Source organism: Alteromonas salexigens, assembly GCF_025628895.1.
GTDB classification, from domain to species: Bacteria; Pseudomonadota; Gammaproteobacteria; order Enterobacterales; family Alteromonadaceae; genus Alteromonas; species Alteromonas salexigens.
In genome coordinates this window covers 129,187-142,877 of the sequence record NZ_JAOTJC010000006.1, presented here as the reverse complement: position 1 = coordinate 142,877, position 13,691 = coordinate 129,187, and the positions used below count along the sequence as shown (strand labels likewise).

At 52.9% G+C, this 13,691-nt stretch carries 14 protein-coding genes; 7 read left to right on the top strand and 7 right to left on the bottom strand.

Annotated elements, in window-relative coordinates:
* Positions 1-23: 23 nt before the first annotated feature.
* Entirely contained in the window at positions 24-587 is a 564-nt protein-coding gene (locus OCL06_RS04755; protein ID WP_262992601.1) for a phosphoribosyltransferase, read from the bottom strand.
* Positions 588-679: 92 nt separating this feature from the next.
* A complete protein-coding gene (locus OCL06_RS04750) occupies positions 680-1,879 on the bottom strand; it encodes a lipoprotein-releasing ABC transporter permease subunit (protein WP_262992600.1) in 1,200 nt (399 codons plus the stop codon).
* Between the two features lie 195 nt (positions 1,880-2,074).
* Between OCL06_RS04750 and OCL06_RS04745 the strand changes: the two genes are divergently transcribed.
* Genes OCL06_RS04745 through OCL06_RS04730 form a run of 4 tightly spaced genes read left to right on the top strand, consistent with a single transcriptional unit; the run spans position 2,075 to position 8,082 of the window.
* Positions 2,075-2,680, top strand: a complete 606-nt coding sequence (locus tag OCL06_RS04745; protein WP_262992599.1) for a PilZ domain-containing protein — start codon at positions 2,075-2,077, stop codon at positions 2,678-2,680.
* A 40-nt stretch (positions 2,681-2,720) separates the two neighbouring features.
* Positions 2,721-6,209, top strand: coding sequence for a transcription-repair coupling factor (mfd, locus tag OCL06_RS04740; protein ID WP_262992598.1), 3,489 nt, complete (start codon positions 2,721-2,723; stop codon positions 6,207-6,209).
* A gap of 2 nt (positions 6,210-6,211) precedes the next feature.
* On the top strand, positions 6,212-7,564 hold the full coding sequence (locus OCL06_RS04735; RefSeq protein WP_262992597.1) for a CsiV family protein: 1,353 nt from the start codon (positions 6,212-6,214) through the stop codon (positions 7,562-7,564).
* Positions 7,561-8,082, top strand: a complete 522-nt coding sequence (locus OCL06_RS04730; RefSeq protein ID WP_262992596.1) for a cob(I)yrinic acid a,c-diamide adenosyltransferase — start codon at positions 7,561-7,563, stop codon at positions 8,080-8,082. Before OCL06_RS04735 ends, OCL06_RS04730 begins: the two co-directional genes overlap by 4 nt.
* A 65-nt stretch (positions 8,083-8,147) precedes the next feature.
* Here the strand turns inward: OCL06_RS04730 and OCL06_RS04725 are convergent, their stop codons facing one another.
* Positions 8,148-8,525 carry a DUF3718 domain-containing protein gene (locus OCL06_RS04725; RefSeq protein ID WP_262992595.1) on the bottom strand — a complete coding sequence of 126 codons (378 nt, stop codon included), beginning with the start codon at positions 8,523-8,525 and terminating at the stop codon, positions 8,148-8,150.
* A gap of 280 nt (positions 8,526-8,805) precedes the next feature.
* Between OCL06_RS04725 and OCL06_RS04720 the strand changes: the two genes are divergently transcribed.
* A complete protein-coding gene (locus tag OCL06_RS04720) occupies positions 8,806-9,216 on the top strand; it encodes a winged helix-turn-helix domain-containing protein (protein ID WP_262992594.1) in 411 nt (136 codons plus the stop codon).
* An 11-nt stretch (positions 9,217-9,227) separates the two neighbouring features.
* On the opposite strand, the gene OCL06_RS04715 is transcribed toward OCL06_RS04720, so the two are convergent.
* Positions 9,228-10,598 carry an SLC13 family permease gene (locus tag OCL06_RS04715; protein WP_262992593.1) on the bottom strand — a complete coding sequence of 457 codons (1,371 nt, stop codon included), beginning with the start codon at positions 10,596-10,598 and terminating at the stop codon, positions 9,228-9,230.
* Complete coding sequence (gene nagZ / locus OCL06_RS04710) at positions 10,591-11,571, bottom strand: beta-N-acetylhexosaminidase (protein ID WP_308445999.1); 981 nt, start codon at positions 11,569-11,571, stop codon at positions 10,591-10,593. The genes OCL06_RS04715 and nagZ overlap by 8 nt, the downstream gene beginning before the upstream one ends.
* 148 nt (positions 11,572-11,719) lie before the next feature.
* Between nagZ and ybaK the strand changes: the two genes are divergently transcribed.
* Positions 11,720-12,187, top strand: coding sequence for a Cys-tRNA(Pro) deacylase (ybaK, locus tag OCL06_RS04705; RefSeq protein ID WP_262992591.1), 468 nt, complete (start codon positions 11,720-11,722; stop codon positions 12,185-12,187).
* Between the two features lie 10 nt (positions 12,188-12,197).
* On the opposite strand, the gene OCL06_RS04700 is transcribed toward ybaK, so the two are convergent.
* A complete protein-coding gene (locus OCL06_RS04700; protein ID WP_262992590.1) occupies positions 12,198-12,782 on the bottom strand; it encodes a hypothetical protein in 585 nt (194 codons plus the stop codon).
* A 250-nt stretch (positions 12,783-13,032) separates the two neighbouring features.
* On the opposite strand from OCL06_RS04700, the gene OCL06_RS04695 reads away from it, so the two are divergent.
* Entirely contained in the window at positions 13,033-13,284 is a 252-nt protein-coding gene (locus OCL06_RS04695; RefSeq protein WP_262992589.1) for a hypothetical protein, read from the top strand.
* Positions 13,285-13,389: 105 nt separating this feature from the next.
* Here the strand turns inward: OCL06_RS04695 and ihfA are convergent, their stop codons facing one another.
* Complete coding sequence (gene ihfA / locus OCL06_RS04690; RefSeq protein ID WP_262992588.1) at positions 13,390-13,689, bottom strand: integration host factor subunit alpha; 300 nt, start codon at positions 13,687-13,689, stop codon at positions 13,390-13,392.
* Positions 13,690-13,691: the final 2 nt, after the last annotated feature.

Genomic DNA, 13,691 nt, shown 5'->3' with positions numbered 1-13,691 from the left:
TTTTCAATGGATATCTCAGATTTTTATTTCTGGAACAGCATGTTCACTACATCGGCAAGCTCTGATTTACCCTCGCGAATTTCAGCTTCGCTTAAACCCGCTATTTCATGGGGGAACACCAGCCACTCGTCACTCTTATTAACGAAATAATCAGGCTCAATGTCGGTCTTATTATTGGCAGGTTTGTACCATGGGCAGGCAATACGGATGTCGGTAGGCATGTTCAGACGCATCAGCTTTTTCACTTGCTTGATCAGTGCCTCAACACTGCGGCCCGAGTCAAACACGTCATCGACAATCAGCAATTTATCGCCGGCATTGGCGTTCTCTACCAGGTAGTGCAAACCATGCACACGTATCTCTTTAGACTGCTTGTTGATGCCATAATAGGAGGACGTACGCACCGCAATATGATCCGTTGGCGTGTCCTGAAATTCAAAGAACTCCTGCACTGCTATGCCAATAGGAGCACCACCGCGCCAAATCCCTACAATAAAATCGGGACGAAAACCGTCATTATAAACCTGGGCAGCAAGGCGAAAAGAGTCCTGAAGAAGCGCCTGAGAGGTAATAAAATTCTTTTGCATGTCGTCTCACCGATCCGGATATGAAAAGACCGGGAGTATAGTGAAATTCATCAAATAATGCACGGCATAATGTGCGATATTCAGTGGCTTAGCTACTCATTCTGTAGTGCCCTGGCCGGATTCACCCGCAGTGCGCGACTCGCGGGGTAAAGACTGGCCAGCACACACAACGCCAGCGAAAAAACTGTTACCCATACTACCTGCGCAGCATTCACAGCAACAGGCACTCCGCCGCCGTCAGCCGATAGAGCAAGCTGTATTCCGACTAACGCTAACAGGCCATTCAGGTTAAATGCCAGAAGCAACCCTGTCACCAGCCCGATGCCGGCGCCTTTAACGCCATTAAACAAACCGTTGAGCATAAATACCATCATCAGCCGCGTGCCGGTCATGCCCTGCGTTTGCAAAATGGCGATATCCCCGTGTTTTTCACTCACTACCATCACCAGTGCGGAAACAATGTTAAATGCAGCCACCGCAATAATCAGCAACAGCATCATAAACATCATGTTCTTTTCCATTTTTACAGCATCGAATAGCGGTCCCTGGCGGCTACGCCAGTTTTCGCTGGCAATGTTCCGTTGCTGTAACTGAGTCACCACCTGTTGATAATTAAAGGCGTCGTGTAAAAATAACCGCGTGGGTGCCTGGTTGGCAGCTGGCAGACGTAATAATCGACCCACATCCTCCAGATGCATAAAAATAACTTTGCTGTCCATTTGCGAGCCCGCGTCGTAAATACCGGCTACGGTTACCAGGCGTTGGCTGGGCATGCGCCCGAATGGAGTGTATATACTGGCGCCCGCCAGCATAACCCTGACTCTGTCCCCGGGCTGAATGTCCAGCTGAGTGGCAAGGGCTCTGCCGAGAATGACATTGAAACTGCCGGGTTGCAGATGGCTAAAGCGCCCGGTGAGCAGATGCTCGCTGACTATGCTGTGCGTGTGCATGACCTCTGGCTCAATGCCATGCAATTGTACCCCCCGTAACCCCTGCCGGGACTGCACCACCCCTTCGGTTTCGCGAAACGCCATGGCGGCGCGCACGCCATTCAGCTGTGTCAACGCGTCGGCCGGTACCGGCTCTGCAGTGACAACTTGCGGTACGATCCCCAACACCCGGTCTTTAAGCTGGGATTCAAACCCGTTCATGACCGACAACACCACTATCAGCGCCATCAACCCTAACGCAATTCCGGCCACCGAAAACTTATTGATAAACGCCACGAAGCTGTTGTGCTTACCGCCAGTGGCATAACGCAGTGCCACAAAGGCAGCGACAGGTTGAAACATAGTTGTCTGACTCGCAGCACGCCATGGTTTTTAGCGTGACATTAATGGGATTGGCGGGAGGATGCTCTGCTATCTGCCTGATCCAGGCGACATAATCGGGCAGGCAACCCCGGCAACCCGGCGGTTTACTCGTAATGCTGGTATACTACGTGTAAGCTACTGTGCGCACAACATTTTGGTGGTAGGAGACAGCCCATGGACACATTAACGCTGGAGCAAAAACAAGCTCAGTTCGACGAGTTTTTCATGATTGCACATCGCATCAACGTGAATGTTGTGCCACTGGCAGAGGACGCCGAATTACCGCCGCATCACCAGCTTGAAGAACATATGCCCTACGCCTTTCGTATTGCCACAGAAATGGCAGATGTCGAAACAAAGGCCCTTCGGCCGCTGCGTCAGCTTGGCGATCACGCTCAGGCTTTAGCGGAATTTCTGAATCATCAATCACGTAAAATCGATTTAATGATGTCGTTTATTCTGCATCAGCAGGATGATGCAGCGCACCGCATGACTACAGTAAAGTTTGGCGGTGGCGGAATGATCGTCTCCAGCGAAGAACCTGTAAAAGTGGGGCAATTAGCAGAAATCAAACTGTTCCTGGATGAAGAGGCGGCAGCCATTTATTGTTTCGGCGAAGTAATTTCTTGCCAGCAATCCGACAATGACTACCATATAGCGTTCTTCTTTAACCGGATCCGCGAACAGGATCAGGAGCTTCTGGTGCGTGCCAGTTTGCACTTACAGTCTCAACAGCTGCGCAAACGTACCCGACAGCAGCAGGACGGCACTGAGCAATAAACGCCAGGCCCCAACCCGATAAATAGTTAAGTAAGGTGACATGACAGCCACGATACTTTCTTTGCCTTTACCCAAGACGCGTAAAGAGACCGGTAACCAGGATCACCAGCACTGGGGGCAGCTACATGGCAGCAGCCCTGCGCTGGCCATCAGTCAGGCGGTAAAACAGCACCAGGGCCCGGTGGTACTCATCACCGCCGATACCCCGTCCGCGCTGAAGCTGGAAAAAGAGCTGGAGTACTTCCAGGATGACGGGACTCCGTTAACTCTGTTCCCAGACTGGGAAACGCTTCCCTACGACAACTTCTCGCCCCATCAGGATATTGTCTCGCAACGCCTGGAAACGCTGTTTCGCTTTACTCAGCAACGGGACGGCATTTTTATCGTGCCGGTGAATACCCTGATGCAGCGTCTGGCACCTACTGACTATCTGGCGAAATACCTGCTAATGCTGAATAAAGGCGATCAGCTGGACCGGGATCAGTTTCGCCGCAACCTTGAACAGGCCGGATACCTGCATGTCAGTCAGGTCATGAGCCACAGTGAGTTCTCCATCAGGGGCAGCATTATCGACCTGTTCCCTATGGGTAGCGACAAGCCATTCCGAATCGATTTGTTCGATGACGAAATAGACACCATTCGTTACTTCGACACCGACACCCAGCGCTCGGGAGAAACGGTCGACGAAATCAGACTGTTGCCCGCCCGGGAGTTTCCTACCGACAAAGATGCCATAACGCTGTTCCGCCAGCAGTTTCTGGATCGGTTTGATGCCAGCAACGCCAAAGAGTCGGTGTTTTACCAAGTTAGCAAAGGCACCATGCCCAGCGGCATCGAGTCCTACCTGCCGCTGTTTTTTGAACGCACTGCGTCACTGTTCGATTATCTGCACGCCGACTCACTGGTATTGATCCACGGTGATGTCCAGGATGCCAGTGAGTTTTTCTGGGCCGATGTGAATGAACGCTACGAACAGCATCGTTATAACCCGGCTCGCCCGCTGTTACCGCCCGACCAGGTCTTTCTGCCCATTAACGAATTATTTGGGCACATCAAGCGCTGGCCGCGAGTCAGCCTGTCGTCGGGAGAGCTGGAGGAGAAAGCCGGCTTCCATAACCTGGGTTGTGAAAAACTCGATGACATCGGCATTAACAGTAATAAGAAACAACCCGCTGCGCGCTTACAGGCAACCCTGGAGGATGCGCAGAAAAGTGGGGCAAAAGTGCTCTTTTGCGCCGAATCACAGGGTCGCCGGGAAAGTTTGCTGAGCGTACTTAACAAAGCCGGTATCAAGCCTGCCCCCACGACAAGCTTTGCCAGCTTTATGGCCAGCGATATTCCGGTGGGGATTGATATTGGCATGGTAGAACACAGCTTTCGCTGGCGCGGCCAGCAGGGTGAGCTGCTGTTTATCACCGAAACCGAACTGCTTGGCCATAAAGTCAGCCAGCGCAGACGCCGGGAAAAACGTACCCAGACCGACGAAAGTGCCATTATCCGCAACCTGGCCGAATTATCGGTGGGCCAGCCCGTGGTGCATCTGGATCACGGTGTCGGTCGCTACCTTGGCATGCAGACGCTGGATGCCGGCGGCGTCACCACCGAATACCTGGCCATAGAGTATGCGAAACAATCGAAACTTTACGTGCCGGTGGCGTCGCTGCACCTAATTTCACGCTATACCGGCGGCGATGCCGACCATGCGCCAATTAACTCGCTGGGCAATGACGCCTGGTCGAAAGCCAAGCAGAAAGCGGCCGAAAAGGTTCGTGATGTGGCCGCTGAACTGCTCGACGTATACGCGCGCCGCGCCGCCAAGCCTGGCTTTGCTTACCCCATTGAGTGGGAAGATTATCAGCGATTTGCCGATAGTTTCCCGTTTGAAGAAACCGCCGATCAGCTGCAGGCAATCAACGCTGTGATTCAGGATATGGGAAGCCCTCAGGCGATGGATCGTCTGGTTTGCGGTGATGTGGGCTTCGGTAAAACGGAAGTGGCCATGCGCGCCGCCTTTCTGGCTGCCAGTCAGGGCAAGCAGGTGGCCATTCTGGTGCCAACCACCCTGCTCGCTCAGCAACATTATGAAAACTTTAAAGATCGCTTTGCGGACTGGGCCTTCCGTATCGAGGTAATGAGCCGCTTTGTCAGTGGCAAAGCGCAAAAAGAGGTCATAGAAGGCATTACCAACGGTAACGTTGATATCGTCGTGGGCACTCACAAGCTGCTCTCCAGCGACATTAAATTTGCCGATCTGGGACTGGTGATTATTGATGAAGAGCATCGCTTCGGTGTGCGTCAGAAAGAAAAGCTGAAGACGCTACGGGCCGATGTAGACATCCTCACCCTCACGGCAACCCCCATTCCCCGAACGCTGAATATGGCGCTGTCGGGAATGCGCGATTTATCTATTATTGCTACCGCCCCAGCCCGTCGGTTATCAATCAAAACCTTTGTTCAGCAACGAAATAAAGCCATTATTCGCGAAGCAGTAATGCGAGAGATTTTGCGGGGCGGACAGGTGTACTTCCTCCACAACGAGGTGGAAACCATCGCCCGTACTGCGGAAGAAATTGCCGAAATTGTGCCTGAAGCCCGCATTGCGGTGGGGCACGGACAGATGCGTGAGCGGGATCTGGAAGGCGTAATGAGCGACTTCTACCACCAGCGGTATAATGTGCTGGTGTGTACCACTATCATCGAGACCGGAATCGACGTCCCCACCGCCAATACCATTATCATGGACCGCGCTGATCACCTTGGCCTGGCCCAATTGCACCAGTTGCGGGGGCGCGTTGGCCGCTCACATCACCAGGCTTATGCCTACCTGCTCACACCCCATCCCAAGCGCATGACCCGGGACGCCGCCAAGCGACTGGATGCCATTTCCCAGCTTGAAGACTTGGGCGCCGGCTTTGCGCTGGCCACCCACGACCTGGAAATCCGTGGCGCCGGTGAGCTGTTAGGTGATGATCAGTCCGGACAAATTGCCAGTATTGGCTTCAGTCTGTACATGGATATGCTGGATCAAGCCGTCACGGCGTTAAAAGAAGGCAAAGAACCCTCGCTGGACGACGCCCTGTCAGCGCAAACAGAAGTGGATTTGAAAATTCCTGCGCTATTGCCGGAAGACTATATCGCCGATGTAAACACCCGTCTCTCGTTGTACAAACGTCTGGCATCATGCACTTCGCAGGAAGACATTGATGAGTTTCAGGTTGAGTGCATTGATCGCTTCGGTCTGTTACCAGATGCCGCTAAAAACCTTATCCACGTGGCCGAGCTTAAACTGAAAGCAAAAGCACTGGGCATACTGAAGATTGATTTGTCTGCTCAGGGTGGCACCATAGAGTTTAAGGAATCTACCTCTGTGGATCCCGGCTATATTATCCAGTTGGTTCAAACCAAACCGCAAACTTTCAGGTTTGAAGGCAGCCAGAAGTTACGTATTGTGTCACAAACCGAATCAGCCAAAGAACGGTTACAAGTGGTTGAAGACATCATCGCGGATTTTGCCAAGGAGTCGCGCTAATTATGAATGTGTCCCGTGCAGGCACTGTGCTTGCCAGTGCTTTAGCACTGAGTAGTGTTATGTTACCCGCAAAAGCCGCCGAAGAATGGTGGTTTGACGTCGAAGTAATAATTTTTGATCGCAACACCGCCCTTTCTCAGCTGGAAGAGCAGTTCGAGCTGGCAGACAACGTTTATCCTGCTACCGCCGACGCGGACGTGATTGGTGATGTTGTTCACCCGGATATCAGCAGACTGAAGCAAGGCCTGGCCCGGTGTGATGGCAGCGATGCGCCCCTGTATGCGCCACCCTTGCCTCTGGACGATCTTGTTGCCCGGTATGGCGACGTTATGCAAGCAGCAGACGCCAAACCACAGCACACAAATATCATCACCGATACACCTGCCACGCTCTCTGGCGGTGGCAGTGGCGTGGTGACCCGCCTGCCTGCGGACGAACCCGGCAGCGCGCCCCCGGCACCAGATGATCAGCAGATTGCCTCATACTGGATAAGCTTCAGCGGTATTGAAAACATTGAGCCGGTAACGGTGCCCCGTTTCCGTTATTGCGAAGATAACCCGCCCTGGCTGGCATATACCCAGCAAGGGTGGCAGCGGCATACTCCCGATAACCGTCTGCCCGCGCCTGATCAGTTACCGGTAGAGCTGAATGGCAATGACTGGCCAAGAGCCGCCCACGCCCACTTGTTGTCTGTCGATGCCAGAGAGTTAGAAAAGCTGTCTGCACAGATCCGGCGGTCCCGCGATCTTAATCGTCTGCTGCATGTCACCTGGCGGCAAGAAGTGATGTTTGGACAGGAAAATGCCGCCCGGGTAAGGCTTTTTGCCGGCAAAAATTATGCTTCCCAGTTTACCCTGCTGGGTACAGAGAAGTCAGACGGCCCCGTGGAAACCCCGCTCGTCTCCGAGCAACCGGAAGCAGAGCCCCGCAGCTTACTGGGGGACAACTTTTTCGGTGAATTACAGACCCGTTTGAATGCCAATACGCCGGTGGATTTCTCAGAGGTGCTGCAGCAACGCCAGCAAGAAGTCCGCACAGATGAGCCAGGCCCGATACGTCACATTGACGAGCACACGCCTATCTGGGAAGTCGACGGCTATATGCGGGTGTTTCTGAAATATATAAACCGGGTACCTTACCTGCATATCGACAGTGAATTATTTTATCGTCAGCCGGTACCTGTGCAGGGCACAGAAAATGGCAGCGCCCCGGAGTATAAACTGGCGTCGGTGCCACTGAAGCAGTTACGGCGGGTTATCAGTAAACAACTGCATTATTTTGACCACCCTTTGTTCGGCGTGGTGGTTGAAATTCGCCGTTATGAGCGGCCAGATTTACCAGCAGGTCAGCAATGAAAATTTATACCCGCACCGGTGATACTGGCAACACTCAGGTCTATGCTACTCAGACACTCAGAGTCAGTAAAGATGACATTCTGTTAGATACATACGGCGATATCGACGAACTTAACAGTCACGTGGGCCTACTGGTGTGTCTGCTCGGTGAGGATCATGAAGAACGGCCATTCCTGGAAGGCATACAACGCACGCTTTTTCAGGCCGGGTTTGCCATTTCTGCGTCCTCAACGCTTACCCCAGACGACGTCACCACGTTGGAAAAAGCAATAGACACACACTCTGAAAACCTGCCAGCACCGACGCAGTTTTTGCTGCCAGGGGGGTGTCAGGCTGCTGCCCAGTGCCATATTGCCCGCACAGTGTGTCGGCGCGCCGAACGCACAGTAACCCGGCTTGCCGGCCATCACACAGTGCCAGAAGCGGTAATGGCTTACCTTAACCGGTTGTCGGATTACCTCTACACGCTTGCCAGAACGCTAAATGCTCAGGCCGGTATCACGCCAGCCCCGGTCTGATTGCTTACCATAAAAAATGCCGCCCCAGGGCGGCATTTTTATACAACCACACAGTCTGGCCATAATTAGCGATTCTCATCAATCGTGACATACCATTTTTCGTCATCGGTAGTCATCACTGTGATATCCCGGATCTCTGTCACCGGGCGTAATCTGGCAGGCAGCCGGTTTTCAAATGCAGCCAGCGTCTGGTCGGCATTGTGATATTCAGCAAAAGCCATAATAGGCTGACCATTACACACCACTTTGCTGGCAACAGTTTGGTGATCTAACCGGTATGCGCGGATACTTTTATCGAGCTTCATGCGGTTATTGTCCATTGTGGACTCACAAAAGCCGACCAGTGCCTGTTCAATATACCGATCCATAGCCGCTGCAGGAAACGCTATCATTGATACGCCCGCGACCAGACCCATTACTGTCATTACGGTTCTTGTTTTCATGTTCTGCTCCATCTATCTCAAACGTTCGAGACAACATGCCTCACTGAACAGTGTATGTAAGTCTCAGCGTAGAGCGATGACAATCACATGAAATAAAAGCCCGCAGCCCCCGTCATACCGCCTGCCTCAGGAAATAAGCTGCTGGTCTCAATGAACCTGAGTTATCGTAGTCTGACCGATTTGCGACCAAGTTATGAGAGAATACGACCAAAGGTTCGGCAGCCTCACAAAGGCATGAACTATACTTTACTCTTACCGCAAAATCGGGGGGGGAAAGGGAATGAACAGTCTCGCAGACAGTCACGCAGATACAGCACCCTATGCCCGTACCACCTACCATTACAACGCTGCAACGCATGAGTTGTCCTCAAAACACCAGGCCGCGCGCTGGACGCTGAGCAAGCAAGCGGGCACCTTACTCGGGTTGTTCTTGCGGGCGCCGAAATACACTTTGAGTCGTGACGAAATCCGTTTTCAGTTGTGGGGCCATGCCGTGGTATCAGATGACGTCATTAATCATGCTATTTGTCGTTTACGCAAGCAACTTACCAGCATTGACACACCTGACCCACTGCAGATAGAAACGCTACCCGGTATTGGCTATCGCTTATGTGGGGTTGAAGATGCCCCCCACGCCCAGCGTCCTTACCGTCACTGGGTTATTCTGGCTTCACTGTTATCTCTGCTGTAGAGATGATCTCTTTATCTTGTCATTGTCACGACGCCGGTGATAATGACCGCCAGCAGTAAATTCAGTATCAGCCCTTCTCTTGCCATATCCGCAATGGCAAGTTTGCCGCTACTATACACTATAGCATTGGTCGGCGTAGCAACCGGCATCATGAATGCACAGCTGGCACTCATTGCTGCTGGCATCATCAACAGCGCAGGGTCGATGTCTATCGCCACTGCCACGCTGGCCAGGATCGGCATTAGCAAGGTGGCTGTCGCCGTATTCGAGGTGACTTCTGTAAGAAAACTTACTGCCACACACAGCACCAGTACCAACAATATCACCGGTAAATCACCCACGCCGCCAAGCGCCTCTCCCAGCCGCTGGCTGAAGCCAGAGGCCGTGAAAGCGGTGGCCAGACATATTCCCCCGGCAAACACCAATAGTAATCCCCAGGGTATTTGCTCAGCGGTTTTCCAGTCCAGTAGCCGCCCGGATCCGGTGGCCTCTCCGTTTGGTATCAGGCACATCAGGATAACGCCGGCCAGCGCAATGCTACTGTCACCAATAAATGGCATACCCAGCCAGGCTGTCCAGTAGGGCCGGAACACCCAGGCCAATGCAATAGCGGTAAACACCCACAACACCCGACGTTCAGCCGGTCGCCAGCGCGTGAGCTCTGGCAGTGAAAGAACAGGCAAAGTGGATAACCCCCGGGTTAACCACAGCGCCATGAGAGGAATAGCAATGACTACTACCCACAACCCGGTTTTCATCCATTCCAGAAAGCTGATTGTGTTGCCGGTTGCCTGCTCGTACATACTCATAAAGATGACATTCGGCGGCGTTCCGATAGGTGATCCAATTCCGCCCACACTGGCGCCATAGGCAATCCCAAGCAGGATGGCTGTAGCCAGAGCGTGTGATTCCAGTGGCGCAATGACGGCCAGCGCAATAGGCAATAACATTAGCGCAGTCGCAGTATTGGAGACCCCCATGCTTAACACTGCTGCAGTGAGCATAAAGCCAAGAACCAGACGTCTGGCACTGCGGGTACCGGTAAGACGTAACAAATAGATAGCCAGCCGCTGATGAACGCCGGACTTTTCCAGCGCTTTGGACAGCATGAAGGCCCCCATAAGTAATAGAATGACCGGGTTGCCCAACGCGGCTGCCGCCTGCTGGTAGGTGAGGACACCGGCCATAGGAAATGCAACAAACGGGATCAAGGAAGTGACTGCCAGCGGCATGGCCTCGGTCACCCAGCAGACTGCCACCAATACCGTAATGGCCGCAGTCAGAATGATACCGGGGGGCAATCCCAGCGCCATCATTACGCCGCCGGTCAATACTGCCACCACCACCGCCAGCCATACGTAGCGTGGGCGTACCTTATCCATATTTCGCCAGTGTTTGTTTCGCCTGCCGGTAAGCCTGTTCGCTACTCTTCGGTAACGGTCGGCGGGTTAACGACAACAGCGCAGGGCTATCAGCGTGTGCATGTGGCAAGCCATCAAGAATTTGCTCCGCACCTGCCACGTTATTGCACGCCAGCACCATGTCACAGCCTGCCTGCAGTGCTAGCGTCGCCCGGCTCAGGTAGTCACCTGCCACACTTGCGCCGTGCATAGAGAGATCATCGGAGAACACCGCTCCCTGGAATTGCAATTGTTTACGCAACACCTGCTGCAACCAGAATGAAGAAAAGCCGGCGGGTTGATCATCCAGCTGCGAATAGATGACGTGTGCAGGCATAATACCGTCTAAATCTGATGCAGCAATGAGCTGCTGAAAGACCACCATGTCAGTTACCGTAATCTCATCCCAGCCACGGTCGTCAACAGGCAAGGCGATATGCGAGTCTGGCGCTACGCTGCCATGCCCCGGAAAATGCTTCCCGATAGCCGGCATGTTGCAATGCTTCACCCCACCGGTAAAGGCTTTCGCTAGCCGAATGACCTCTTCGGCATTATCTGCAAACGCGCGATCACCAATAACCTGGGAGACCCCGTTAATATCCAACACCGGCGCAAAGGTCAGATCTATATCAAATTGCTTAAGTTCCCAGGCGGCAATGGTCCCGCACGCCTGAGCTAGTGTTTCGGCCCCCTCTGAGGACCCGGCCAGCGAAGGAATACTGCCCATAGCTGGCAAAAGGGTAAACCCCTCTTTGAAGCGCTGTACCCTGCCCCCTTCATGATCTACCGCGATAAGCACCGGTTTTCCGGCAGCTTTACGGATATCGCTGATGAGTGCCTGCAACTGGCGTGGCTCATAATAATTGCGTGCAAATAAAATCACCCCACCCGTGCTTGGGTGAGCGAGTTTTTCACGTTCTTCAGGCAGTAACATTGCTTCCTGGCAATCCAGCATCAGTGGGCCCATGACAACTCCGAGCATCTTCTTATAAGAGTTAAAGACAGGTAGGATAAGAAAAAAGCCACGGTATTACACGCGCTAAATTAATCTGGGTAGCGACAGGATAGAAAACGTTAGTGCAGATAAAAAACGAAGGTGACCAATGACCCCAGCGACAGAAACACTGGAAAAGGCTGGCGTAAATTTCTCTTTGCTCAATTATGATGCCGGTAAAGAAAACGGTGACTATGGTCGCAATGCCGCCCATGCACTGCAGCTGCCACCCCAGCAGGTGTTAAAAACGCTGATCGTGGAGAGTGACACCGGTAAGCTTCTAGTGGCGCTGGTTCCTGTTGACCGTCAACTCAATATGAAAAAGCTGGCCCGTACGGCGGCGTTGAAGAAAGTCGCACTGGCGGCAGCCCCGCGTGTAAGCAGCGCTACCGGCTATGTGATTGGCGGCGTGAGCCCCATCGGACAAAAGCTGCGACTCGACACGTTTATCAGTGACACGGTACGTCATCTCGACGTGTGTTATGTCAGTGCGGGTCGTCGAGGCTGGGAGCTGGCATTGTCACCGTCCGATTTGCTCACGGTAACCCGGGGCAAGTGGGCTGACCTGACAACGTAATGTCTCAGTATTAAGAGGGCTCGTCCGACGGCCCTGCTGACTGTGAGGGTGATTCCTGTGATTTTGTATAGCGCTCGCGCCAGCGTTGCTGTGCATCTTTTATATGCTGCTCAGTAGGTGGCTCTCCCCCCGCCAGTGTCTGGGCGATCCGCATAATAATATCGTCACGTTTATCGAGTAACGCTTCGGCCTGGGGGAATAAGTCCCGGGCTTCCGGGTACTGGCTTTTCAACTCACCCATATCCTGCAAATTCAGGAAACGCTGTTCAAATGCGTCGTTAAACAATGCGCGCCTGGCATTAAACACCACATACTCGCGAGCCTGACGCGAGTTCAGGTACTGCATGTCGCTTTCAGACAAGGCAGCCTGTTCACCCACCGCCCGGGCTTGCGCCATCCAGTCTGTTATTGCCGCTTCATCGTTTTGCTTCACCGCGGTTTTAATGCCGTCCGTCAAATCAGAGGCGTGCAATATTTCCATGACGGTGATAACAGGCACCTGTGCATCGTCGTTCGAGGAAGACTGCGACAGGTAAATAAACCAGCCACCCACTGCTACCATTACAACTGCAATAAGAGCGATTATTTTTTTCATAGGTCTCCTGAAATGCCTGGCTAAGTCTTGTTAATTTATGGCTATTGTACGGTGATTATCACAGGTTTACATGGTACCACACCGTGATCGACGGCGTACTCACCGCACGGGTAGTTCGTGACCCGTTAGCAGTTAATTGTCGCTTTTCAATGCAATGCCCCCAAATGTTTGTAATGCTGAGATCATCGTTTCGCACGGAGCACATCATGAATTGGTTCACAGGTAGCGTTTCCATCGGCTGGCCCGTGCCATGACCTATGTCCTGTTACGGAAAGAAGTGCCGGTTCAACACTGGCTGCAACAGCTACAGGCACACTCAACTGCAGCGCCACGTTTTACCAGCTGGGCGGCCACTTATAACAGTGAAGAGGGATTGGTGTATCTGCACAATGTACGCAGTTTTTATACGCGCCTGCTTACCTATACAGTGTTTCAAAATGACCCACGGCTTGAAGAACTGGCCCCGTCACTGGCCAGCCTGGCTCGCAGCGTCGGTGGCTAACCACCATCGGGAACCATAGAAAACAAAAAGCAGGCCCCTCAGGCCTGCTTTCTATCATGCAGCGCTACCACAAGCCGGGCAGGCTTGTGTAACAACAACTAACGGCTATTCGTCGTTAGGCTTGGAATTTTCCACCCGGCTTTTCAGCTTCTGACCTGGCCTGAACGTCACCACCCGGCGGGCTTTGATAGGAATATCTTCACCCGTTTTTGGGTTTCTGCCAGGCCGCTCGTTCTTATCACGCAGGTCAAAATTACCAAAACCTGACAGTTTCACTTGTTCACCGGACTCCAGGGCTTCTTTGATTTCCTCAAAGAACATCTCCACGAGTTCCTTAGCGTCACGCTTGTTAATGCCCAGTTTTTCGAATAAGTGTTCAGCCATCTCGGCTTTGGTTAATGCCATAA